20 protein-coding genes and 1 tRNA gene are annotated in these 23,992 nt (G+C 54.4%); 3 read left to right on the top strand and 18 right to left on the bottom strand.

All coding sequences use genetic code 11. The annotated features are described in order from the left end of the window. Window positions 1-12: 12 nt before the first annotated feature. The 18 genes from ACTNBY_RS04745 to ACTNBY_RS04830 all read right to left on the bottom strand — a co-directional run bounded on the left by ACTNBY_RS04745 (window position 13) and on the right by ACTNBY_RS04830 (window position 17,604). Window positions 13-1,467 carry a sugar nucleotide-binding protein gene (locus tag ACTNBY_RS04745; RefSeq protein WP_441063596.1) on the bottom strand — a complete coding sequence of 485 codons (1,455 nt, stop codon included), beginning with the start codon at window positions 1,465-1,467 and terminating at the stop codon, window positions 13-15. A gap of 14 nt (window positions 1,468-1,481) precedes the next feature. Then, window positions 1,482-2,504 (bottom strand): dTDP-glucose 4,6-dehydratase, encoded by a 1,023-nt coding sequence (rfbB, locus tag ACTNBY_RS04750; RefSeq protein WP_441063597.1) that lies wholly within the window; start codon window positions 2,502-2,504, stop codon window positions 1,482-1,484. A 19-nt stretch (window positions 2,505-2,523) separates the two neighbouring features. Further along, a complete protein-coding gene (rfbA, locus tag ACTNBY_RS04755; protein ID WP_441063598.1) occupies window positions 2,524-3,423 on the bottom strand; it encodes a glucose-1-phosphate thymidylyltransferase RfbA in 900 nt (299 codons plus the stop codon). 46 nt (window positions 3,424-3,469) lie between these two features. Continuing rightward, a complete protein-coding gene (locus tag ACTNBY_RS04760; RefSeq protein WP_441063599.1) occupies window positions 3,470-4,111 on the bottom strand; it encodes an acyltransferase in 642 nt (213 codons plus the stop codon). 107 nt (window positions 4,112-4,218) lie between these two features. Further along, window positions 4,219-5,637, bottom strand: coding sequence for a lipopolysaccharide biosynthesis protein (locus ACTNBY_RS04765; RefSeq protein ID WP_441063600.1), 1,419 nt, complete (start codon window positions 5,635-5,637; stop codon window positions 4,219-4,221). Continuing rightward, window positions 5,627-6,262 carry a CatB-related O-acetyltransferase gene (locus ACTNBY_RS04770; RefSeq protein WP_441063601.1) on the bottom strand — a complete coding sequence of 212 codons (636 nt, stop codon included), beginning with the start codon at window positions 6,260-6,262 and terminating at the stop codon, window positions 5,627-5,629. Before ACTNBY_RS04770 ends, ACTNBY_RS04765 begins: the two co-directional genes overlap by 11 nt. A gap of 8 nt (window positions 6,263-6,270) precedes the next feature. Next, on the bottom strand, window positions 6,271-7,173 hold the full coding sequence (locus tag ACTNBY_RS04775; protein ID WP_441063602.1) for a glycosyltransferase: 903 nt from the start codon (window positions 7,171-7,173) through the stop codon (window positions 6,271-6,273). Continuing rightward, window positions 7,166-8,350: an O-antigen ligase family protein gene (locus ACTNBY_RS04780; protein ID WP_441063603.1), complete on the bottom strand. Its 1,185-nt coding sequence runs from the start codon at window positions 8,348-8,350 to the stop codon at window positions 7,166-7,168. The genes ACTNBY_RS04775 and ACTNBY_RS04780 overlap by 8 nt, the downstream gene beginning before the upstream one ends. Then, window positions 8,347-9,120, bottom strand: coding sequence for a glycosyltransferase (locus ACTNBY_RS04785; RefSeq protein ID WP_441063605.1), 774 nt, complete (start codon window positions 9,118-9,120; stop codon window positions 8,347-8,349). Before ACTNBY_RS04785 ends, ACTNBY_RS04780 begins: the two co-directional genes overlap by 4 nt. Further along, complete coding sequence (locus ACTNBY_RS04790) at window positions 9,120-9,920, bottom strand: glycosyltransferase family 2 protein (RefSeq protein ID WP_441063607.1); 801 nt, start codon at window positions 9,918-9,920, stop codon at window positions 9,120-9,122. The genes ACTNBY_RS04785 and ACTNBY_RS04790 overlap by 1 nt, the downstream gene beginning before the upstream one ends. After that, window positions 9,917-10,498, bottom strand: a complete 582-nt coding sequence (locus ACTNBY_RS04795) for a hypothetical protein (protein ID WP_441063608.1) — start codon at window positions 10,496-10,498, stop codon at window positions 9,917-9,919. Before ACTNBY_RS04795 ends, ACTNBY_RS04790 begins: the two co-directional genes overlap by 4 nt. A gap of 246 nt (window positions 10,499-10,744) precedes the next feature. After that, the gene (locus tag ACTNBY_RS04800) at window positions 10,745-11,455 is read right to left on the bottom strand and encodes a sugar transferase (protein WP_441063610.1); all 711 of its coding nucleotides are present in this window, start codon (window positions 11,453-11,455) and stop codon (window positions 10,745-10,747) included. Beyond that, the gene (locus tag ACTNBY_RS04805; RefSeq protein ID WP_441063611.1) at window positions 11,448-12,701 is read right to left on the bottom strand and encodes a DegT/DnrJ/EryC1/StrS family aminotransferase; all 1,254 of its coding nucleotides are present in this window, start codon (window positions 12,699-12,701) and stop codon (window positions 11,448-11,450) included. The genes ACTNBY_RS04800 and ACTNBY_RS04805 overlap by 8 nt, the downstream gene beginning before the upstream one ends. A gap of 15 nt (window positions 12,702-12,716) precedes the next feature. Further along, window positions 12,717-14,558: a polysaccharide biosynthesis protein gene (locus ACTNBY_RS04810; RefSeq protein ID WP_441063612.1), complete on the bottom strand. Its 1,842-nt coding sequence runs from the start codon at window positions 14,556-14,558 to the stop codon at window positions 12,717-12,719. Between the two features lie 124 nt (window positions 14,559-14,682). Continuing rightward, entirely contained in the window at window positions 14,683-15,228 is a 546-nt protein-coding gene (gene loaP, locus ACTNBY_RS04815; RefSeq protein WP_441063613.1) for an antiterminator LoaP, read from the bottom strand. A 789-nt stretch (window positions 15,229-16,017) separates the two neighbouring features. After that, window positions 16,018-16,093: transfer RNA gene (locus ACTNBY_RS04820), tRNA-Ala, on the bottom strand. A gap of 170 nt (window positions 16,094-16,263) precedes the next feature. Further along, entirely contained in the window at window positions 16,264-16,905 is a 642-nt protein-coding gene (locus ACTNBY_RS04825; protein ID WP_441063615.1) for a thiamine diphosphokinase, read from the bottom strand. A gap of 9 nt (window positions 16,906-16,914) precedes the next feature. Then, a complete protein-coding gene (locus ACTNBY_RS04830) occupies window positions 16,915-17,604 on the bottom strand; it encodes an HAD family hydrolase (RefSeq protein WP_441063616.1) in 690 nt (229 codons plus the stop codon). 331 nt (window positions 17,605-17,935) lie between these two features. On the opposite strand from ACTNBY_RS04830, the gene glgB reads away from it, so the two are divergent. The 3 genes from glgB (at window position 17,936) to ACTNBY_RS04845 (ending at window position 23,990) form a co-directional block, all read left to right on the top strand. Then, window positions 17,936-20,215 carry a 1,4-alpha-glucan branching protein GlgB gene (gene glgB, locus ACTNBY_RS04835; RefSeq protein ID WP_441031236.1) on the top strand — a complete coding sequence of 760 codons (2,280 nt, stop codon included), beginning with the start codon at window positions 17,936-17,938 and terminating at the stop codon, window positions 20,213-20,215. A gap of 94 nt (window positions 20,216-20,309) precedes the next feature. Continuing rightward, entirely contained in the window at window positions 20,310-22,736 is a 2,427-nt protein-coding gene (locus tag ACTNBY_RS04840; protein ID WP_441063617.1) for a glycogen/starch/alpha-glucan phosphorylase, read from the top strand. Window positions 22,737-22,841: 105 nt separating this feature from the next. Next, window positions 22,842-23,990, top strand: a complete 1,149-nt coding sequence (locus ACTNBY_RS04845; RefSeq protein WP_427795157.1) for a glucose-1-phosphate adenylyltransferase — start codon at window positions 22,842-22,844, stop codon at window positions 23,988-23,990. The last annotated feature ends 2 nt before the right edge of the window (window positions 23,991-23,992 follow it).

Genomic DNA, 23,992 nt, shown 5'->3' on the forward strand with positions numbered 1-23,992 from the left:
CTATTTGATAGCTTAAAAGCTATTTAAGTAGATGGTCAGCTCTTCCTCCCAGTCGGGCATGTGGAAACCGACCGACTCCAGCCTGGACAGGTCGAGCGCGGAGTGGACCGGGCGCGGGGCTACGGGGCCCTCGGCGCTCGCGTAGTAGTCGTCGGTCGAAACCGGCACGACCCTGTCGCCGTTGCCGTTGGCGGCCTCGAAGACGGCGCGGGCGATGTCGGCCCAGGACCTGACCGCGCCCGAGCCGGTGCAGTTGTAGGTGCCGTAGGGGGCGTGCGAGCCCAGCACGTGGAAGATGGCCTCGGCCATGTCGCGCGTGAAGGTCAGGCGTCCCAGCTGGTCGTCGACCACGGTGACCTTGTCCAGCTTGTCCTCGGGGTCGGCGACGCGATCGGAGAGGCCCTTCATCGTCTTGACGAAGTTGTGGCCCTCGCCGATGACCCAGCTGGAGCGCATGATGTAGTGGCGCGGGCAGCCGGCCACGGCGATGTCGCCGGCGGCCTTGGTCTGGCCGTAGACGGACAGCGGGCTGAGGGGCTCCTCCTCGGTGTGGACCTCGGCGGTGCCGTCGAAGACGTAGTCGGAGGAAACGTGGACGAGCGTGACCCCGTGCTCGGCGCAGGTGCGGGCGAGCAGCGCCGGCCCCGTCGCGTTCGCCTTCCAGGCGATGACGCGGCCCTCGGGGGTCTCCGCTTTATCCACGGCCGTGTAGGCGCCGCAGTTGATCACGGTGCCGTAGAGCGACCAGTCGTACTGATCGTAGGCGTCCGGGTCGGACATGTCGAAGGTGTCGATGTCGCAGAAGTCGAAGTCCTTGGCGACGCCGCGCTCCTCGGCCAGCGCGCGGACCGCACGGCCCAGCTGGCCGTTGCAACCGGTGACGAGGGTGCGCTTCGGCGCCATGGGGACGACGTCCTTCAGCATCGGGTGGTTGAGGTCGGCCTCGGAGACGGTGGCCTCATCGAGCGGGATCGGCCACTGAATATTGAGCTCGGGGTCGGCGAGGTTCACGAAGGTGTAGGTCTTCTTCAATTCAAGGGACCAGTGGGCGTCCACCAGGTAGGTGTAGGCGGTGCCGTCCTCCAGGGCCTGGAAGGAGTTGCCAACGCCGCGCGGGACGTAGATGGCCTTGCTTGGGTCCAGTACGGTCGTGTAGACCTTCCCGTAGGTGGCGCTGCCCTCGCGCAGGTCCACCCAGGCGCCGAAGACCGAGCCGCGGGCGACGGAGATGAACTTGTCCCAGGGCTCGGCGTGGATGCCGCGGGTGACGCCCCTCTTGTCGTTGTAGGAGATGTTGTTCTGGACGACCTTGAGGTCCGGGATGCCCAGGGCGGTCATCTTGGCGCGCTGCCAGTTCTCCTTGAACCAGCCGCGCGAGTCGCCGTGGACGGCGAGGTCGACGACCATCAGGCCCCCGATGCCGGTCTCGGTGACGGAGAGGTCCTTCTCGAATGCGATATCTGTCATAGGTCTCTCCCCTCCTACTGGCCCTGCGCGCGGTAGCGGGCCTCGGTGGCCTCCTTGGCCGGGCGCCACCAGGACTCGTTGGCGACGTACCAGTCGATCGTCTGCTTGAGCCCCTCGGCGAAGTCGGTGTGGGCCGGCCTCCAGCCCAGCTCGCGCTGGAGCTTCGTGCTGTCGATGGCGTAGCGGCGGTCGTGGCCGGGGCGGTCGGCGACCCAGTCGAAGTCCTCGGGGTCGCGGCCCATGGCCGTGAGGATCATGCGCAGGACCGTGATGTTGTCCTTCTCGCCGTCGGCGCCGATGAGGTAGGTCTCCCCCATGCGGCCCTTCGTGAGGATGTCCCAGACGGCCGAGGAGTGGTCCTCGGTGTGGATCCAGTCTCGGACGTTCTCGCCCTTACCGTAGAGCTTGGGGCGGACGCCGTCGACGATGTTCGTGATCTGGCGTGGGATGAACTTCTCCACGTGCTGGTAGGGGCCGTAGTTGTTGGAGCAGTTGGAGATCGTGGTGCGCAGGCCGTAGGTGCGGGTCCAGGCGCGCACGAGCATGTCGGAGGACGCCTTTGTGCTCGAGTACGGGGAACTCGGCTTATACGGCGTCTCCTCGGTGAACTTGGCCGGGTCGTCGAGCGCCAGGTCGCCGTAGACCTCGTCGGTGGAGACGTGGTGGTAGCGGACGCCGTATTTCCTAACGGCCTCCAGCAGGCGGAAGGTGCCCTCGACGTTGGTGCGGAGGAACGGCTCGGGGTCGGCGATGGAGTTGTCGTTGTGGCTCTCGGCGGCGTAGTGCACGATCGCGTCGTGGCCCGGGACCAGCCTGTCCAGCAGCTCCGCGTCGCAGATGTCGCCGACGACGAGCTCCACGCGGTCGGAGGGCAGCCCGGCGATGTTCTCCGGGTTGCCGGCGTAGGTCAGCTTATCCAGGACGGACACGTGGACGCCCGGGTGGTTGTCCACGACGTAGTGCACGAAGTTGCTGCCGATGAAGCCGCAGCCGCCCGTTACGATGATGTTCTTGGGGGAGAAGGTCTCCTCTGCCATATGTATGTCTCCTCAGTTCCTAGTACTCGCGCGGGCTGTTGACGATCTCGCCGGCGGCGACCTTCTTCAGGTGCTGCCCGTAGACCGACTTGCCGTAGGCCTTCGCGGCCTCCTTGAGCCCCTCGGTGGTGATCCATCCGTTCTCCCAGGCGATCTCCTCGGGCACGGACACGGGAAGGTCCTGGGAGTGCTCCACGGCTCGGACGAACTCCGCCGCCTCGTGCAGGCTCTCCATGGTGCCGGTGTCCAGCCACGCGTATCCGCGGCCGAGGGTGACGACGGAGAGCGTCCCCTCCTCCAGGTACATCTGGTTGAGCGTGGTGATCTCCAGCTCCCCGCGGGCGGAAGGCTGAACCTTGTGGGCCTTGGCGGCGACGTCGCCCGGGTAGAAGTACAGGCCGGTGACGGCGTAGGAGCTCTTGGGCTCCGCGGGCTTCTCCTCGATGGAGACGGCCCTCCCCTGCGCATCGAACTCCACCACGCCGAAGCGCTCGGGGTCGTCGACGTGGTAGCCGAAGACCGTGGCGCGGCCAGACTCGGCGTTCTGCACGGCGCGCGTCAGGTGGCGGGACAGGCCGTTGCCGTAGAAGATGTTGTCGCCGAGCACCAGGGCGCAGGGCTCGCCGGCGATGAACTCCTCGCCGATGGTGAACGCCTGCGCCAGGCCGTCGGGGCTCGGCTGCTCGGCGTAGGAGAGGTTCACGCCGTAGCGCGAGCCGTCCCCGAGCAGGCGCTCGAAGTTGGGGAGGTCGGTCGGGGTGGAGATGATGAGGATGTCCCGGATGCCCGCCAGCATGAGGGTGCTAAGCGGGTAGTAGATCATGGGCTTGTCGTAGACCGGCAGCAGCTGCTTGGAGGTCACGAGCGTGAGCGGGTACAGGCGCGTGCCGGACCCGCCGGCGAGGATGATGCCTTTCATAGATTCCGTCTTTTCCTTCCGTTCATAGCCGCTCAAATTGCAGCTGTCATTCATTCCATTCAATTCCGGTACGAAGCAGCTTATTTACGCCGCCAAAGAGCGATCTCTCCGGGGTCAGAGCCTTGGTAACCGTCGAGCCTGCAGCAAGCACGGACCCGTTCGGCACCGAAGCGCCCTTTAGCACCATACATCTGCAACCGACCCAGACGTTGTCCCCCAGTATTACAGGAGCGCTCGCGGGCTTACGGTCAATCTGATGGAAATCAGTGTCCATTAATAGCGTATCCCAGCTCACAAGAGTACCAGCGCCGAGTCTCATCTGATCATGGCAAACAAACTCACCTTTGGCGGTATTCCTAAAAAGATTACCAACGTACATCAGCCCATTAGTGCCAATACTAATCTTTGATCCTTGACCAAAAGAGGCCTTGCCCTCAAAAATCGCTTCACCAGCGCATTGCCAGATCCCACGGTCAAAATGAGTATCAAAGATGCCGACGCCAGAATAACCTAATAAAATGCACCCAGTCCGAGGATTCAATACTACAACCCTACCTCGCAACTGAGTAAAAGCATAATTCCTTGAGACTAGAACAGGAAGACGTACCCCCCCCCAGCCGAAATAGTGTAAATTGAATCGCAACGTCTTAATTACACTCGTTTGAAGCAGTTTGGCCAGCTTGCTCACAAGGCACCATCTTCCATTTTATAAAACCGTAAAAGATCATTGGATCTGAGACATGGGCGTAGGACAACTTAACCCCTGTTAATGTGTTTATAAATTTAAAATCCTAACTATCCCCTGTGCGATAGAAGACCTTTCAAAGAGCCAAGTAAAGAACGGAATAGCTCTCGATTAGCGGCAAGGTAAATCGCATAAACAACAAGATAGATAACAAATGTAATGGTGAAGGGCAAAGAAAGAACGAGTAAAACAAACGTACAAGTTAGGGCAATTTCCTGAGCAGACACACGAGTTGATGGAATATCAAGCCTTGTGTCAAGATACCTTTCGGAAATATAGGATCGGCAGATGATGCATAAAACCATTCCGATAAGGACCGCATCAAGAGAATTAATAAAATACACGCCAATAAAGGATATCAAAGCACTTCCGAAAAATGTTAGGAGATTAACCTCCAGCAGCATGCGCTCTTCACGAAGAACTTTAAAATAAGTGGTACAGCACAGATCCATTTTTGTATCAAAAACGCATACAGGAAGCAGGATAGCGAAATAATGCATGCTGTCGGCGTACTGCGAGAGCCATAAAGAAAGAACCGTAGCGATAGGAAAATAGAGAATATAAACTGCAGGAAGCAGCATCTCCATTAAATCGCGAATTCTTCGATAGAAGATTCTGCGTTCACTATCAGATCCCTGCCGCAAGGCTGGGAACAGCACCATACTTGCTTGTGAAACGAACGCAATAAAGAAACTTACCATCGAAAGCCAGAAAGAGACTTTTCCAAAGGCTTCAATTCCCCATGCACCGTCAACCAAAGCACGGCCAACGCCCAAGATTAACATTGACGCTATGTTGGAGATCATTAACTTGAAGCCGACTTTCATGCTCGAAAAGCTTGCTTTCATGGATTCGGGAAAGGCGAAAGATCCCGCGTTTAAGAAATCCCGTGCGTTAATAAGACAATAAGAAAATGAGCACACTTTAGATAAGATATAGGCGATCACATATGGTTCAAAGAAAGAAGTCCCCATGAAAAACAACGCAAGGACCGCAACGAGAAAAAATATCCTTTCGATTATTAAAGAAAATGAGAATAGTTTTGTCTCGTTCATGGCCTGAAAGACAAAGCCCAAAAAACCCCATAAATTGTAAAGTAGTGTATGAGCGGAAAATGACAGTAGAACAAAAATTCTCTGTTGCTCCGGCGCCCAAATAACAGCAATCGCTGTTATACACACTGCAATCAACAATTGGAGGAGAAGTCCAAAACGGAATTGGGTGTTAACGCCCTTCTTGTTGATTTTATCCCGCGAATTTCCCCCTTCAAGCAGGTAAATGCCGTCGTTGAGACCGAAAGTAAAAAAACCCGAGTAGCTAGCGTAGAATATAAATAATTGCCAATACCCATAGGCAGCAACACCGAGAACCTTGGGTACAAGGAGCGACATGGCAATACTAGCCACAAACGAAATGCCCTGAGCAGTGAACGCTACAAGAGCATTACTAACCAAGGACTTATAATTCATCCCCGCTCCTTATGTCATTTAGCAGAACCTCAATGGTATCGCCGACAAGCGGAGAATAAAGAAGATCGAGATTCTTCTCGATGAATAATCTGTCAACCGAAGAGTAATCAAATTGCGATAATCGCGAAATCGTTTCGTTATCGAATCTCTTTTTTAACGGACGTGCAGGAACTCCTCCAACAATCGTGTATGGCTCAACGTCCTTTGATACGACCGCACCCGCAGCGACTACCCCCCCGCGGTGAACAGTAACGCCGTCGAGAATTGTTGCACCATGACCGATCCAGACATCATCTTCAAGAATAATGCCGCCCTTTGAAAGGGCTTCAGGCTCATCGACACCTAAGACCATTACCTTGAAAGGAAAGGTGGAAAAGGTGTTCAAGGGGTGGTCGTCTTCAGTAATGAAAGTTACGCCCTCCGCAATGGAACAAAAGGAACCGATCCTTAAACGAGGAGAACGACAAGATGTAGAAATATTTATTGTACCGTAGCTATAATTACCTACCGTTATGTTATTGAAATCGAAGGTTCTGTTGCCAAGTCGCGTTGCATTGTGTGCGTTGCGTTTTCGCCATCTCTTCTTTGCCGCCAACAATTTGATTTTGCTGCAAATATAAGACATACCGTTAATTATTCCTTTCCACGCGAAGAAGAGACCGATAGCATTGATTTTAAAGTTCCCAAAAAAGCCCATAATGTAATTTCAATCATAGAAATGCACATCAAAAGGCCTGTAATGTTTTTTTCAACGGCTGTCAATGAGTAATATTGGTTTAGCACATACCACTTACTCTTAAGAAGCAAACGGTGTCTTCCTGTGGCCGTTTTAATAGCCTTTGATATTGAGATCGAATGATCATGCACAAACACCTCATTAGGCAGAAGAGCGCATTTGTAACCTTTTTCATTTAAACGGATTGCAAGCACGATCTCTTCGCAGTACAAGAATAATTTTTCATCGAAAAGTCCCGCATCAAGAACAAGCTCCGGTCTCATCATGAAAAGCGAGCCCGATACTCCATCGACTTGAACATAGTCTCTCGTACATTTATCCAAGCGTTCGTAAAACATTTTGCCGCTATATTTCTGATAAATCAAACCAATCGAGCAAATGTAATCCTTCTTAGAAGGTATTTTGAACGCAGTGTTTATTTGCTTTTCGCCCTGGGGATTAACCATAAAGGGTGAAGCGATAGCATAATCCAAGTGGCTTTGCAGAAAGCACTCGAGCGCCTTAACAGTAACTGCGTCAATTCGTGTATCTGGATTCGCCAACAAAATTAGATCTTGAGGAGCTTGCTTTGCAAGCCATTTAATTCCAAGATTATTTCCCGCTCCGTAGCCTCTATTTTCATCTGCCGCTATGACAAAAACTCGCTCTGACTCAACTTTTGTCAAACGCTCGTATGAATCATCGGTAGAGTGATTGTCCACAACCAGTATTTTTGAAATATCGGGAATAAGCAAAGCGTTTTCTACGCATTTGAGCGTTGTATCAGAATCGTTGTAATTAAGAATTAGGAGATTAACCATTGGGGAACTCATTTCGATGACAACTGCTTGATACCGCCAGTCCGAGTATGAAAAAAAATGTAATATCGTTCGTGGTTGTGAAGAAGGTAATTTCAGCCATGGAAATAAGCATTTCTGCAACAAAAAACCATTTATAGGCATAAACAGCACCGTTATTTCCAGCGGTGAATTGAAAGAAAACAGCTATTCCAGTGAAGACGATTGCAAGCCCAACCATGCCGCCTCGAAGCAGAACATCCAAAACAACATTATGCGAGCTTATAAAGCCATTCACTCGAGCCATTCCTTGCCCAAAGAATAGATGTTCGGAAATTGCGTCCACATATTGAGACCATAAATCAAAGCGTCCATCCACTGTACTTGAAGAACTCGAATAAACTAAAGTTAAATCGTGAAAAAGCCCGTCCTGGAGGAGAAACAAGACAAGCGCCGATGTGCAAGCGACTATCAATATTTTTTTTACGGAAGTTATTTTTTTATTAATAATAAAATACAAGGCAGAAACGAGAACAAAGCAAAGAATGCCATTGCGTGATTTGGTAAGAACCAAAGCAACCAAAAATACAGCAGCAATAACAATTTTCCTTTCCTTGATGTCATCAGCGATGAAAGCAAGGAAAAACAGGGGCACAATTTTGGTAGCAATGTAATTGCTTGCTCCAATGGGGATAATCAGATCATGCTTATAATAATAGGGATCGCCGAAAAAACTAATACTCCCCATTAATGACTCAGCAATAGTCTGAAAACATATCGCAACTAAAAAAAACTCCACAAGAATAACGAGTTGTTTCTTACTGCAGACGGTGTTACGTCCGATCACGTAAGAGACTAAGGCGATTCCGGCCATTCCCACCGCTCCAAGCAGCTCATTAAACCGGCCAAGTCTCAACGAATCAACAAGTTGGAGTACTATCCATAAGGCCAACATGAGGCAGATTGAATCGAGTTGTATATGCCTCATGCCCCTCAGGGCACATAATACTAAAAAGCACAGAACACTAAGAGCAATGAACAGATAGAGAAGGCTGAAAGGAATAAAAATATGGAAAACATCAATGTTTTCTTCGAATTCTGTACCCCGTTGAACGAGTGTTAACGAGAAAATAGAGAAAATTGCAAAATATACGAAGCCAATTTCTAATTTTTGGCCCGTCTTTTGCCCTAAATTCATCATGCGTTTCGTCCACCTTTAACCATAAGTGGTATGGTCTTAGTTGGGCCTTGTCCGTAGTCCCGAAAGTGCCTGATTGCATCTTGAGCACAAAGAAGAAACCAGAACTTCCTGCTTATACGTCTGTATAGCGCGCCTTGATCAATGAAATACTTTGAAGTATATCCATCATTCCACGTTGAAGGCCTTTCATCGTTAAGTTCCGCGATTACTAATGGTAAGGCGACGATCTTCAATCCATTCTTTAGACAATCAGCAAGAAAAATATTATCTTCACCGTGGGAATGGGGCGTCCCGCCCCCATATTGCAGATGAAAATAGATATTCACTCGTTGAATTGAACTTAACCTCACGGCAATTCGAGCGGCACCGTATCTAAGGAAATTATAGAAATGAACCCGATGCCTGTTTGTGATGCAATATCTGCTTGGTGTCTTTTCCTTTAGGTTGAAAACAAGAACATCGGCGCCGGGGTTATCCCTAAATGCACGTACAACAATATCCTCGTAACCATCTACATAACGCATGTCATCATCTGCAATGAGGCAATAGTCACCCCTGGCTCTCATCAGAGCGTTGTTACGATTGAGCCCAACCCCCCGTTCTTTGAAGTTCATCACTCTCACATAGTGATTACCTTCATTCAACTCAAACATTCTGTTCTCATCGCACTGATTGGCAATGACGGCATCTGATTGTAAGTTCATCTTTTTTATCAGTCGCTCGGGATCGCATCCCAAAGCAGCGACAAGGACCTCAACATGTTCATTCATTACTGAATCCGTCTAATCGCTTGGATATATTTAGCTTTCTTGTAGAAGGAACAGGCGATATTCTGAGCCGTATGTAGTAAAGAACTGACCCTGCTACATGCCTCACCGGTGCGCCACAACCTGTAAAGATGCTCAGCCTGCTTGATTCTCGAACTGCCATGCGAAATGGAGGACTCCCGAATGCGATATTTTCCGAGTACTTCGGGCAACAGCAGACATTCAGCTTTTTTGGCCACACTTAACCACATGGCATAGTCGTTGTGCTTCTTCAGGTCCGCAATCTGAACTAAACCAACCTTTCGCGTGTCGTACATTACGGTCAGGCAGCCTGGCCAGCAGTAACGTCGCATACCCGCGCGTGTGATGCGCTTTGGGCCCGAGTAACGCTGGCCAAGAGACTTTCCACTCTCATCCATAGTCTCGTATTCCGTGTAAGAGAAGCAGCAATCATTGTCGCGCATAAATTTAAGCTGCAACTGCAATTTATTTGATGCCCACGTATCATCGCTATCCAAGAAAGCAGCCCACGCACCCTTAGCCTTACGCAGGGCTCTATTGCGTGAAAAGGCGGCACCAGAGTTACATTCGTTGACTAAAACACGAATACGCCTGTCATTCACAGCAAAAGAATCGGCAATTGCCACTGTAGCATCATTCGAATGATCATCGACCAGCAACAATTCCCAGTTCTTATAAGTCTGCGCCTGTACACTTTTAATGCTCTCGGCAATAAAGTGCTCGGAATTATAAGAAGGCATAATGATGGAAACTAAACCATAATCAACATTTTTATCAATCACTTTACAGCACACCCCCTTGCAACACTATCCATTTCAAGAACGCCCCAAATCTGTCGTTGAAGAAAGGAGCCCTTGCGTTCGATGTGTTTACGAAACGGTCGCAAAATACCAACGATAAAATTAATCGGAAAACGAAAACGTACATTCAATCTGCAGTACGCCCTACGAAACCCAAAATACTTCTCTAAATAGTCCTGAAAAGCCGTCTCATGTAGGACGCTGCGCTCACCATCGCAGATGTAGAAATCTTTCCCCAAACGATCAGCGTAATGATCAACTATGCCATTTACAAGAGCGGCATTTACCTCCAACCTTTCCTGAGCGGGGTCGGCCTTCATGCTCGTGAAGTCAGCGTAACTGCCGTGGTCGTTCACCAGCGCCCAAGCGGCCATAGGTCCGCCGTTCTTGGGGAACGCACCGAACACGTCGCCTGTCCAGTCCTCGGCCCTGCGCTTCCAAGTGTCTAAGTCGACGGCACTGCTCACGCCCTCGTAGGTCGCGATGGCAGCCACGGCCACATCCGCAATCTCATCTGAATACTCCCCAGGATTCACCACCCGAACATCAAAGTTCGACATACCCTTCCTCACAACGTAACGTCGTTTCGCCTTCAACGACGCCATATCGAACGGGTGATCCAGGATCTCGTACCACCAGCTGGTTTTACGCGCGCAGTCAAAGTCGGAGGTCCATCTAGCCATTAGAGGAACCCCCCCCCCCGCAATTAAACGGAACATCGAACTTTCCGCTCGCAAAGACCACAGCCTCGTGCGGCGCACAATCGGGAAGCAGGGCGTGGTTGTAGTAATGCCAGGTTGTAGGATTCATCGCACAGTCTCCAAAAGCTGCCTGGCCTGTGCCTGCAGGCCGTCGTACTCTTCGCGCGTCACGCGGCCTTCGGCAAGCAGATAGTCACCGTAGTCAGCGGCGGTAGCCATGCCGTCCTCGGTGATGCCTTCCTGTTTCACGAAAGCCTTGGCTATGGTCTTGAAAAAGATGGCGAAATCACCCGCGAATGTGATTCGTTCGATGTACTTAAGGTCGTAGGCGAGCTTATCATCCCAGGCAATGGCGTTACGCCCGTTCACCTGGGCCAACCCAGAAAGACCCGGCCGCACTAGATGGCGCTTGCGCTGTTCGGGCGTCATGAACACCATATCGCGCACTAACTGCGGACGCGGCCCGATAATAGCCATCTCGCCTCGCACTATGTTAAGCACCTCAGGCAACTCATCCAAGCTTGTCGCACGCAAAGCTTTGCCAAACTTTGTCAAGCGTACCTCGTCGGGCAAAAGATTGCCGTTTTCATCGCACTCATCAGTCATGGTACGAAACTTATAAAGGTTAAATATCTTCTCGTCCTTACCTGGGCGAGGCTGTTTGAACAGAACGGGGCTACCTAATTTCACGCGTACCAAAAATGCCACGATCGCCAGTACCCACCAGAAGAGAATGAGCAAGACAAGAGACAGGCATAGATCAATGACCCGCTTGCCATAGCGCTGATAGAAAGTCTCGTTGCCAGGGCTACTCAAAGCAATTCCTAATCACTTTGATGATTACGTCCTGCTGCTCGGGAGTCATCTTGTTGTCGGAGGGCAGACAGAGACCACGATGGAAGATGTCGGCTCCTACATCCAAAGGCAAGCCATCTGAACCCGTTGCACCGCCAGAAATATACGCATTGGTCTTAGCTCGGCCATTGCCCTCGCGCGTCACGAAAGCATTCATGCGATAAATAGGCTGCATGTGCATAGGTTTCCAGATGGGACGACCCTCGGCGTTAATGGCAGAAATAGCCTCAAGAATTTCAGTGGGGCAGCTCTTTCCAGATTCGCTAACGTAAAGCGCCTCACTCTCGCCACGAACCTGTTTGCACATTGCCTCAGGGTGTATTAGCAGACAAGAAAGCCAGAAGTTCGGCTCACAAACGTTAGGGTCATAGGGGTTCATGCTCACAGGCAGACCCTTGAAGCCCTCTTTGTAACGCATGTAAATAGCCTTCTTTTGGGCAATATGCTCCTCCAGATACGGAATCTGGCCACGCACGACACCGGCAATTACATTGCTCATGCGATAGTTATAACCAAGCTCCTCATGCTGATACCAGGGAGCGGCTTCGCGCGATTGGGTCGACCATTTGCGCGTTTTTTCAGATGCCTCTTTGCTGTCCGTCAAAAGCATGCCGCCGGCGGATCCGGTAATGATTTTATTGCCGTTGAAGCTAATGGCGCTGATGTCACCAAACGTACCAGTCTGACGACCCTTATACGTGGCGCCAAGTGACTCAGCAGCATCCTCAACAAGGACAGCCCCGTGCGCATCGCAAATTGAACGAAGCTCTTCGACTTTGCCAGGCGTTCCGTAAAGATGCGCCGCCACAACGACCTTTGCAGTCGGATGCAGTTCGAAGGCCTTTTCAAGAGCGACGGGATCCATATTCCAAGTGTCACGCTCAGTATCGATAAATACAGGAACGCCACCCTCATAAACAACTGGGTTCACCGTGGCGTCGAACGTCATATCACTGCAAAGGACCTCATCACCCGGCTTAATACCAGCGAGCTTCATGGCAAGATGCAGCGCAGAAGTACCGCAAGAAAGGGCAACGGCATAGCCGCAACCAATCTTTTCGGCCATTAGGCGCTCGACTTCGTTGATATTCTCGCCTACCGTCGACATCCAGTTGGTCTCATATGCCTCGGTAACGTATTTGAGCTCATCGCCATGCATGGTCGGCGAACTAAGCCAAACCTTGTTCTCAAAAGGCTTAATGTCCATCGTGGCTCCTTATCCCTAATCGTTAAACTGCGGATGATACGTAGGTACAACCTCGGCGAGCACGGTCTTGACCGTATCGTTATCCTTGTCGAGGCAGTCACGAAGCCTCTGAAGCTTGTCTTTGATCTCTTCCATCTTGTCGGCCTCGGCCGTGGAGATGCGAATCTCTGAATGTTCAGTCGGCAAGAGTTGCTCGTTGTCCATAAGGAGCTCCTCGTACATCTTTTCGCCAGGACGCAGGCCGACTTCTTTAATCTCGATGTCTTTGCCGGGCTTAAGACCGCTCAGCGTGATGAGGTTCACGGCAAGGTCATAGATCTTGACCGGTTCACCCATGTCCAGAACAAAGATCTCACCGCCATGTGCCAAAGCACCGGCAGTAATGACCAGTTTGCTTGCCTCGGGGATGGTCATGAAGTAACGTGTAATGTCCTTGTGCGTAATGGTGATGGGACCGCCTTCGCGAAGCTGACGCCTAAACAGCGGGATAACCGAACCGTGGCTACCAAGAACATTGCCAAAACGGACAGCGGTAAAGATCGTCTTACTGTTGGCCGCGTAATACTGAACGATCATCTCGTCCATACGTTTGGTTGCACCCATAACGTTGGTCGGATTAACAGCCTTATCGGTAGAAATCTGTACGTAGTGGCTGCACTGATATTTATCGGCAAGGCGTACAACGTTGAGCGTGCCAAAGACGTTGTTCTCAATTGCCTCGCGGGCGTTGTGTTCCATAAGAGGAACATGTTTGTGGGCTGCAGCGTGGAAAACAACTTGAGGATGGTACTTCTCAAAGACCTTGGTAATCGCTGGAAGATGCGTAATGGAGCCGATATAGACTTGAATATCAGTGCCTTGATCATGAGCGGTCTTGATGATGTCGTGATACAGCTCGTAGGTAGTGTTCTCGTAAATGTCGAACAACACGATTTGCGCAGGCTTTGCCGGAAGCAGTTGACGTACAAGCTCGGAGCCAATAGATCCGCCGCCGCCCGTGACCAAAATGCGCTTACCGGTAACGTAGCCCATCTGGTTAAGGTCAAGCGACTTCTCCTCGCGAGAAAGCAAGTCGCTGATCTCGACCTCACGAAGAGCAACCCTGCCTACACCATCCTGCGGAATATCGCGGACATTGGGGAGTGTGAGGACCCTAAGACCCGTCTTCATGCACAGGTCATAGATACGCTGACGCTCTTCATGTGTGGCGCTCGGTACGGCTACGACAATCTGCTCTGCCTCGCAATCGTGTGCAATAGTAGGGATATCGGCGCAAGTACCGCAGACCTTAACGTCATGAATACGCTGGTTTTGCTTATTGGGATCATCGTCAACAACGGCAACGGGATCACCGATCATATCGGGGTCTCCGTTGAGCATGCGTTTAATGGTTAGCGAGCCGGTCTCGCCTGCACCTACGATGAGTGTACGCGGTAAGTGCGCATCGGACTTGCTTTTAAAACGCCAGAGCTGACTGCCGTACATAGCGCGAATACCAAAACGGCCACCACCGCAGATAATGACTAAAATGGCCCACGCCATGACGTCCTCGCGAAGCGACATGCCCTTGCCAAAGAGTGCGCTAAAGATCACATCGCCGATAATCGAACCGACAGTTACCGCGGCAACAATACGTCCGGCTTCGGAAATACTCGCATAGCGCCAAAGGCTGCTGTACATGTGGAAAAACCAAAATACAATGACGTTGATAACCGCAAGCACAGTAACAGCCGGGAATGCGCCCGCAGCCCCGCTAAATGATGCCCAATGCTGCGTTCCCCACGATGCGATAAACACCGCGAAAAAGGTCGCAGCAAAGTCATAGACCATCAGCGCGTACGGTTCGAAGGCGCTCAACTTCCCCTTTTGCTTTGCACTCTTGGATTCAGTGTTCAAATTAGCTCTTCTCTTCCCTATTAATCCCGTTGTCTACGTCCCCGCCCCCGGGGATCCTCCCTGTCCGTTAAACAGTCGCCCGTAGTTAGGCAATCGCCTTTTTAAGGTTTCGCATTGCGCGCTGCTCGGCTGAAAGCACGGCGAGACCAACGCGGGTGGTTACGCGTCGGCCACACAGGTCGAGCTCCAAATAAGCAGTGCTCTTGCGTCTGTTAATGGTTTTGATAAGGCCTTCGTGGCCCAGCAGCGGACCTGCCGTCACTACGACCTGGTCGCCGTCTTTTAAGGCCTCGCTCATGGGCACTACGCGGTCTCCCACATGAGTAAAGCTGCCAATAAGCTGGACCTCTTCTTTTGCCAGCGGCACAAACTGACCGTCCTGGGATAGCACCCGGGCAAAGTCGTCCATGCGCAGCAGATACTGTTGCACGGTGCGGGGATCTGCCGTATCGCAGATAAGGTAACCGGGAAAGAGCGGCTTGGTCGTTTTGACCCATTCGCCGTGTACTTTAATCTCGGTTTGAAATTGGGGATAAAAGAGCTCCTGCATAGCGCCAGCCGGCACCACGCGCTCGATGCGCTCGCGCATTACGTCTTCGCGACCGTTAATGACCTGGATTACATACCACACGAGCACCACCCCCCTTGCTGTCTTACGTGTGGCTCACGGGGTTTGGCTATGGCTTCGCCAGGGCGCTTGTGCGCGAAGGCGCTCCATATTCAAACCCTGAGCCCAGTTAGACAAGCACGTGGCTCTGCCCCACCGTGAACGGTATGTATAAGTGCAGTTGCTAGAGTCGCGGACGTGTATCGCAAAATGACCGCAACCCCAGCTGGCTGCGTGCGATCCAGTCAAGCGGGAACAAAACTGGATCGCACGCAAACAGCTATAGGACTGCTGCGATGAGTCATGGAATATCGAATCGAAAGAACAGCTTGCCCGTAGACAAAAACAAAGTCATTCGATGCGATACGCATGACGACGCTATTGGAGCTCGTGGTTTATCTGGCACCGCCGTTACGGCTGGATGCTGATCGACCCTGTGCTTTGCGGCTTGCTGGAGCCATGAGCACAGTTGAACCCATGTAACGTTATTTATCCTAGCACAGCAGGTGGCCCGTACGTTTTGGGGTGTGTTGAGCAACATATTGGTTATTTGCCGTGGTTATGGGGGATATTGTGCCGCCTTGCACACATTACCGCAGGTTTATGGGGGTGTGTGGGTTGGTGAGCACTGCCTGAGATGTAATTACTGGCGGCATGAATTGCTCAAACTATTATGTTTGGCTAACAAACTTTGTACAAAACGGGGAGGTATTTGCGCAACTTTTTACAGGTTGATGCGAGCGTCACTATGGATTGTGGCGTGGACACACATTAAAAAAGCCTTCGGTTTTCCGAAGGCCTTTGCATTCACGATGGTGGAGACGAGGGGGATCGAACCCCTGACCTCTTGACTGCCAGTCAAGCGCTCTCCCAGCTGAGCTACGCCCCCGTGACGAGGAGATACTATAGGGGAATGTTTGCGGGGATGCAAGAGATTTTTTTGGGTTGTTGCCCTGCCTTACGGGTTTTCCTGGGACGGGGCTGAATTAGCTGGTTTTGGCTTAGCCAAAACCAGCTAATTCAGCCACCGTCCCGATAAAACCCTCACGCGGCGGCACCTTACTTGTAGAGGTAGGCGATTGCCGTTCCTTGGTGGACTTGGATCTTGGCCGCTTTCCTGACGACATTAGAGATGCCCGTGTCGGCTAGCAGGCCTAGAGGGCTGTGGTCTAGCTCCCACTCGAGGCCGTGTTCGCTTACTACTGTCCTAGGGGCTATGGCGATGATGGAGAAGGTTTTGCCCTCGGCACCCTCGATGGTCCAGGTCTCGTCTTGGTGCAGGATTCTGGCCGTCACTTCGTCTTCTTCGATCCAGACGGGGGCGTCCGCATAGCCTGCCAGTAGCCCTAACACAGACAGGGCCATGTCCGGGCGACCGCCGGTGGCGCAGGTCGCAACCACTTCGGCACCCGGCCAGCGGCGTCGGACGGAATCGAGCGCAAGTGCCAGATCGGTATAGTCCTTGTAGGGGTCATGGCGCTCAACCTCAAAGGCCTCGGCGGCATCCACCAACGCGCGACCGGTGTCGCTCACCGTGTCGGCATCTCCTACATACACGTCGCAACCCAGGCCAGCGCCTAGCAGCGCGTCGAGCCCGCGGTCCACGGCGACAACGTGGTCGCACTCCCCCGCTAGTCGACGCAACAGATCCGCGCTCGCCACCACCGGCGAGCCGCAAACAACTAATACTTTGCAAGCCACGGCCCTCGCCTAGCCCTCAAACGAAAGCACGCGGGCCAGGTCCAGGTCCTCATAGCTGTCGATAAAGATGTCGCAGTTGTCGCGAACCTCGTCGCGCTCCATACGGCCGTGCGGGTCATAGATGCCCACGCGCTTAAAGCCTGCAGTGCCAGAGCTCTTAAGGCCAAAGACAGCGTCCTCAAACACCCACGCGCGCTCAAACTGGTGACCGTGGCGCTCCTCAAGGCGGCGCAGCGCCAGCTCGTACACATCGGGGAACTGCTTGGAGCGGCCCGCCTCGCCCGTCGTGGTAATAAACTCCATGTAGGCGTCAAGCCCCGCACCCGCGAGTGCGGACTGTACCAGCTCGGCCGGCGTGGACGTGGCCACGCACATAGCAATGCCGGCCGACTTCGCCTGCTCCAGAAACGCGAGGAGCCCCTCGCGCGGCGGCACCTTGGAGTACCCATCGATCAGGATGTCGCTCAGCTCGCGATACAGCTCCTCGCCATTTTCGCCAATGCCCCACGTGTCGTGGTAGGCCTGGCACTCGTCCTCGAGCGACAAATGCTCAAACTGGGCAAAATCGTCAACCGTTACATCAATGCCGTGACGGTGCAATAACTCGGGCTGCGCATAGCCCCAAACGGGGGTGCTATTTACCAGTGTGCCGTCGCAATCAAAAATAAAAGCAACATTAGAGGCGGCTGTGTGGTTCATTCGCAAACCTTTCAATGTCAAATGGTAAACAACCTGCTAAAAACGTTTTACCAAACGTAAATCTAAAAATCTAGAAACCCTAATTGGTAAAACTGTCAAGAGTTTTACCATCGCAATTCTGTCAGTGGCATAAACATGGCGCTCACCGATTAAACGCCACCGTAAATCCACTTTCGTCCATAAAACTAACGGACAGGTGTTATTGTGGTTTTTGCCGAAAGTTCCACCGAGCGCGCGAGGTGGGACGAATCATAGAGCTATCGCCGTCCCTTCGATTCGTGCAGCCTTGGACCTTTCGCATCTAGTCACCAAGGCAACACGCTGCCGCGTCATGATGGGATCAAACGTGAGCGATACAAAGCTAAAGCCAGCAACCAAAAAGCCCGCTACCCGTAAAGCCGCCCCGCACGCACCGGAGCTCACCAAGGACGATGTCTATCTGTTTGGCATCGGTATGTGGGAGCGCAGCTGGGAAAAGATGGGCGCGCATCCCGACACGCAGCAGCGCACGCGCGGCTGGCGTTTTTGCGTTTGGGCGCCCGACGTTAAGAGCGTCCACGTTATCGGTGAATTCAACAATTGGGACGAACAAGCCAACCCGCTGGTGCCCGTACACACGAGCGCTATCTGGGAAGGCTTTATTCCTGGTGCCGAGCAGGGCCAGCTCTATAAATATCTCATCGAGACCAACGAGGGAGAAAAGCTCTACAAGGCCGATCCGTACGCCTTTAAGGCCGAGTGCCCTCCGGGAACGGCGAGCGTGCTGTGGACTCTCGATGGCTACCAGTGGAACGACGCCGCGTGGCTCAAGCGCCGCGCCGGCCACAACCACATGTCGCAGCCGCTCAACATCTACGAGGTGCATATTGGCTCGTGGAAGCGCCACGGAGACGAGCCACAGGGCGAGCCGGACGAGTACGGCAACTACCCCGGTCCCATGGACCCCTTCCCTGCGCAGCGCGGCGAGTTTTACACCTACGACGACCTGTCGGTGGAGCTCGTGGACTACGTACGCGATATGGGCTACACGCATATCGAGGTCATGCCACTTATGGAGCACCCCTTCGATGGCTCCTGGGGCTACCAGACGACCGGCTACTTTGCCGCCACGTCACGCTACGGCAACCCGCAGCAGCTCATGCACTTTATCGATGCGTGCCACGAGGCGGGCATCGGCGTGATTATGGACTGGGTGCCCGGCGGTTTTTGCGCCGACTCCCACGGCCTTGCCACCTTTAACGGCCACATGCTGTTTGAGCACGAGATTCACCCCAACTGGGGCACGCACAAGTTTGACTTCGCCCGCGGCGAGGTCCGCTCCTTCTTGGTCTCCAACGTGCTGTACTGGATCGAGAACTTCCATGTGGACGGCATTCGCATGGACGGCGTGTCCAGCATGCTGTACCTCAACTTTGGTATTGACGATCCTGGCCAAAAGAAGTTCAACAAGTACGGTACCGAGGAGGACCTGGACGCCAGCGCGTTTATCCGTCAGGTCAACTGCGCTGTTGAGGCGCACTACCCCGACGTGATGATGATGGCCGAGGAGTCCACCGCGTGGCCGCTGGTGACCTATCCGCCGCAGGACGGCGGCCTGGGCTTCCACTACAAGTGGGACATGGGCTGGATGAACGACACCCTGCACTACATGCAGACCGATTTTCCGTGGCGCCCCGGCAACCATGGCTTGCTCACGTTCTCCATCATGTACGCCTTTACCGAGAACTTTATCTGCCCGCTGAGCCATGACGAGGTCGTGCACGGCAAGTGCTCGCTCATCGGCCGCATGCCGGGTGACTGGTGGCGCCAGTTTGCCGGCCTGCGCACGCTCGCCTTCTACCAGATGACGCACCCCGGTGCCAAGCTCAACTTTATGGGCAACGAGATCGGCCAGTTTATCGAGTGGCGCTACTACGAATCTATTCAGTGGTTCTTGACCGAGCAGTATGAGACCCATGCACACCATCAGGCGTTCATTAAGGCGCTCAACCACCTGTATACCGCCGAGCCCGCCCTGTACGAGCGCGGCTACAACGACGACGGCTTTACCTGGATCGACGCGGACAACTCCAAGCAGTCCATCGTGAGCTTTGTGCGTCAGGGCGAGGACGTCGATGACGACCTCGTGATCCTGATCAACTTTGACCCGGCGGCCTACGAGAGCTTCCGAGTGGGCGTGCCGCGTGAGGGCGACTGGGAGGTCATCTTTGACTCCGACCGTCCCGAGTTTGGCGGCAGCGGCTATGCTGGCGAGGAGCCCTACACCTGCTCGAGCGAGCCCTATCCCTGGAACGGGCAGATGGACTCCATCGAGATTAAGGTGCCCAGCCTGGCAGGCGTGGTGCTTAAGCGTCGCGGCCCCAGCAGCTATAAGCCGCCCGTGGTCGAGGAGCCCAAGAAGGCGACCCGCAAGCGTGCGTCCTCGGTAAAGCCCAAGCCAGCGGCCGCCAAGAAGGCTCCGGCTAAGGCAAAGGCTACGACGACCAAGGCCAAGGCTAAGGCCGCCGCAAAGCCCGCTGCCAAGGCTACCGCGACCAAGAAGCCGGCTGCCAAAAAGGCCGCTACCAAAGCCAAATCTGCTTCTGTTAAGTCGTCACCTAAGGATGCGTAACAAAGCCGTTACAGCTGTAATTACCCGTCCCAGCGGGGCGTAGGATACAAGTCACAACCGTTCCGGGAGAAACATCCCCGGGGGAAAGGAACGTATGAATAAGATCTTCGACAACAAGCAGGAGTTTACCGAGCTCTATCGCGATGCCGTCATGAGCATTAGCGGCAAGAACGTCGAGGCCGCCAGCGACCTGGATCGCTTTAACGCCCTGGCCAAGCTCGTGGCCGAGAAGGCCCGCACCGTTGCCACCAAGAGCGACGCCCGTGCGGCAGCCGAGGGCAAGAAGCGCGTGTACTACTTCTCGATCGAGTTTTTGATCGGCCGCCTGCTTGACAACTACCTGCTCAACTTTGGCGTGCGCGACATGGTCGCCGAGGCGCTCGACGATATGGGCCTTGACCTGTCCGTCATCGAGAGCCAGGAGCCCGATCCGGCGCTGGGCAACGGAGGCCTGGGTCGTCTGGCCGCATGCTTCCTGGATTCCATGGCAGCCGAGGGCATTGCCGGCTACGGCAACGGCATGCGCTACCGCTACGGCCTGTTTAAACAGGAGATCGTCAACGGCAGCCAGGTCGAAACCACCGACGAGTGGCTCACCAACGGCTATCCCTGGGAGGTCCGTCGTCAGGACAAGGCCGTGACCATTAAGTTTGGTGGCCGCGTCGAGGGCTTTGAGGAGAACGGCCGCACGTTCTATCGAACCGTGGACACGCAGGACATCCTGGCCGTCCCTTACGACATCCCCGTGGTGGGCTATGCCGGCGAGACCGTCAACAAGCTGCGCGTCTGGGCCGCTGAGCCGGTCGAGGAGCACTTCGATCTGGAGGCCTTCAACCGCGGCGACTACGCCCTGGCCGACGCCGAGCGCGCCGAGGCCGAGGCCATCAGCGCCATCCTCTACCCCAACGACGCCGGTGAGCACGGCCGTCTGCTGCGACTGAAGCAGGAATACCTGTTTGTCTCGGCCGGTATCTATAGCCTGCTCGACACCTTTGAGAAGGAGCACGGCGCGAACTGGGAGCTGCTGCCGCAGTTTGTGGCCATCCACACCAACGATACGCACCCCGCCATGTGCGGCCCCGAGCTCATGCGCATCCTCATCGACGAGAAGAAGCTCGAGTGGGATGACGCCTGGAACATCGTGACGCAGGTCGTGAGCTACACCAACCACACCATCCTGCCCGAGGCCCTGGAGAAATGGCCCATCGGCACGTTCTCCAAGCTCCTCCCCCGTGTGTACCAGATCATCGACGAAATCAGCCGTCGTTGGCATGAGTCGTTCGATACTACGCAGGAAGGCTGGCAGGAGCGTCTGCGCCAGACCGCCATCCTATGGGACGGCGAGGTTCGCATGGCTAACCTGTCCGTGATCTGCAGCCACAGCGTCAACGGCGTGGCCAAGATTCACTCCGATATCATTAAGAACAATGTGCTCAAGGACTTCTATGCCTTAACGCCCGAGAAGTTCAACAACAAGACCAACGGCATCTCGCACCGTCGCTTCTTTGCCGAGGCCAACCCCACCTATGCCAAGCTCGTGACCGAGGCCATTGGCGACGGCTGGCTCAAGGACGCCTTTGAGCTTGAGAAACTTAAAGGTTTTCAGAACGACACCGAGTTCCTGAAGGCCGTGGGTGCCTCCAAGCGCGCCAACAAGGAGCGCCTTGCCGCCTACGTTAAGGCAGAGACCGGTCTGGTTATTGACCCCAACACCGTCTTCGATGTTCAGGTAAAGCGTTTCCATGCCTACAAGCGCCAGCTCATGAACATCATGAAGGTGATGGACATCTACAACCGCCGCATCGCCAATCCCAACTTCCACGTAACACCGACGACCTTTATCTTTAGCGGCAAGGCTGCCTCGAGCTACACCTTTGCCAAGGAGACCATCCGCCTGATCAACTCGGTGGCCGAGGTCATCAACAACGACCCGCGCGTCAACGAAGTCATGAAGGTCTGCTTTATCCCCAACTTCCGCGTGAGCAACGCCCAGCTCATCTACCCTGCCGCCGAGATTTCGGAGCAGATTTCCACAGCTGGCAAGGAGGCCTCGGGCACGTCCAACATGAAGCTCATGATGAACGGCGCCATTACGCTGGGCACCCTCGACGGCGCCAACATCGAAATCGCCGATTTGGCCGGCCGCGAGAACGAGGCGATCTTTGGCCTGACCGCTCCCGAGGTCGAGCAGCTCTGGGCATCGAACAGCTACTTTGCGTGGGATACGCTCAACAATGATCGCGAACGTCTGGGCCTCGTGATGGATGAGCTCAAGGACAACACGTTTGCCGGCCTTTCGGGCAACTTTGAGAGCATCTACAACGAGCTTATGAACAACAACGACCCCGACCTGGTTATGGCAGACTTCCGCAGCTACGTGGATGCATGGGAGAAGCTCACGGGCAGCTATGGCGACCAGGAGACCTGGAACCGCAAGGCCCTGCTCAACACCGCCTCGAGCGGCTGGTTCTCGAGCGACCGCACCATTCGCGAGTACCGCGACGAGATCTGGCACGCCTAAAGGCCGCGAGTTCCCTTTGCCGCACGGCATTACTCGACGGGCGCGACCGAGCGCCGCGCCCGTCGCTAATGGGTTTAGGAACATCGATGACAGAAGGAGAATTCGATGAGTAAGAAAGAATGCATCGCGATGCTCCTCGCAGGAGGACAGGGCAGTCGATTGGGGGCACTCACCCAAAAGATCGCTAAACCGGCGGTTAGCTTTGGTGGCAAGTTCCGCATTATCGACTTTTCGCTGTCCAACTGCTCCAATTCGGGCATCGACACGGTGGGCGTTCTGACGCAGTATCGTCCCTATCTGCTGCATGCCTACGTGGGCTCTGGCGAGGCGTGGGATCTGGACAGCCGCGACGGTGGCGTGTCGATCCTGCCGCCGTACGAGACGCAAACCGGTGGCGCATGGTATGCGGGCACGGCCGACGCCATCACGCAGAACCTCGACTACATCAAGTCCAACGACCCCAAGTACGTCCTGATTCTTTCGGGCGATCATCTGTACCGCATGGACTACCGCAAGATGCTCAAGACGCACATTGAGAACAACGCCGACCTCACGGTGAGCGTTATGCCCGTGCCGTGGGAGGAGGCCAGCCGTTTTGGCATCCTGACCACCGACCCCGAGGACGGCCGCATCACCAAGTTCACGGAGAAGCCCGAGAAGCCCGATTCGAACCTCGCGTCCATGGGCATCTACATCTTCTCGGCCGACGTGCTGATCAAGGCGCTCGAGGAGGACGCTCTGGACCAGCGCTCGAGCCACGACTTTGGCAAGGACATCATCCCCAAGCTGCTCGGCGAGGACAAGCGCCTGTACAGCTACGAGTTCCACGGCTTTTGGAAGGATGTTGGCACCATCGCCAGCTTCCACGAGACCTCGATGGACCTGCTGGGCAACAACCCCGAGTTCGATCTGTTTGACAAGAGCTTCCCCATCATGTCCAACATCACCACGCGCCCGCCGCACTACATTGGCCCGGACGGTCGCCTGGACGACTGCCTGGTCTCAAATGGCTGCAAGATCTACGGCACCGCTCGCCACTCGATCCTTTCGACCGATGTCATCATCGAGGAGCGCGCCGTGGTCGAGGACTCCGTGCTGCTGCCGGGTGCGCACGTTAAGAGCGGCGCGCACATTTGCCGCGCTATTTTGGGCGAGAACTCCACGGTCGAAGAGGGCGTGAAGCTCGGCTCTGTCGATACCACCAAGGATACGGCCGTCGTTGGAAATGACGTCGTTGTCGGGAAGGGGGAATGATC

It is taken from the genome of Collinsella sp. HCP28S3_E12 (assembly GCF_052065595.1).
Taxonomy (GTDB): Bacteria; Actinomycetota; Coriobacteriia; order Coriobacteriales; family Coriobacteriaceae; genus Collinsella.

Excerpts from the sequence above, each read along its gene's own strand:
- ACTNBY_RS04745 (WP_441063596.1), bottom strand. The coding sequence starts at position 1,467 with ATGACAGATATCGCATTCGAGAAGGACCTCTCCGTCACCGAGACCGGC.
- rfbB (WP_441063597.1), bottom strand. The coding sequence starts at position 2,504 with ATGGCAGAGGAGACCTTCTCCCCCAAGAACATCATCGTAACGGGCGGC.
- rfbA (WP_441063598.1), bottom strand. The coding sequence starts at position 3,423 with ATGAAAGGCATCATCCTCGCCGGCGGGTCCGGCACGCGCCTGTACCCG.
- ACTNBY_RS04765 (WP_441063600.1), bottom strand. The coding sequence starts at position 5,637 with ATGAATTATAAGTCCTTGGTTAGTAATGCTCTTGTAGCGTTCACTGCT.
- ACTNBY_RS04770 (WP_441063601.1), bottom strand. The coding sequence starts at position 6,262 with ATGTCTTATATTTGCAGCAAAATCAAATTGTTGGCGGCAAAGAAGAGA.
- ACTNBY_RS04775 (WP_441063602.1), bottom strand. The coding sequence starts at position 7,173 with ATGGTTAATCTCCTAATTCTTAATTACAACGATTCTGATACAACGCTC.
- ACTNBY_RS04780 (WP_441063603.1), bottom strand. The coding sequence starts at position 8,350 with ATGATGAATTTAGGGCAAAAGACGGGCCAAAAATTAGAAATTGGCTTC.
- ACTNBY_RS04785 (WP_441063605.1), bottom strand. The coding sequence starts at position 9,120 with ATGAATGAACATGTTGAGGTCCTTGTCGCTGCTTTGGGATGCGATCCC.
- ACTNBY_RS04795 (WP_441063608.1), bottom strand. The coding sequence starts at position 10,498 with ATGTCGAACTTTGATGTTCGGGTGGTGAATCCTGGGGAGTATTCAGAT.
- ACTNBY_RS04805 (WP_441063611.1), bottom strand. The coding sequence starts at position 12,701 with ATGGACATTAAGCCTTTTGAGAACAAGGTTTGGCTTAGTTCGCCGACC.
- ACTNBY_RS04830 (WP_441063616.1), bottom strand. The coding sequence starts at position 17,604 with ATGAACCACACAGCCGCCTCTAATGTTGCTTTTATTTTTGATTGCGAC.
- glgB (WP_441031236.1), top strand. The coding sequence starts at position 17,936 with ATGATGGGATCAAACGTGAGCGATACAAAGCTAAAGCCAGCAACCAAA.
- ACTNBY_RS04840 (WP_441063617.1), top strand. The coding sequence starts at position 20,310 with ATGAATAAGATCTTCGACAACAAGCAGGAGTTTACCGAGCTCTATCGC.
- ACTNBY_RS04845 (WP_427795157.1), top strand. The coding sequence starts at position 22,842 with ATGAGTAAGAAAGAATGCATCGCGATGCTCCTCGCAGGAGGACAGGGC.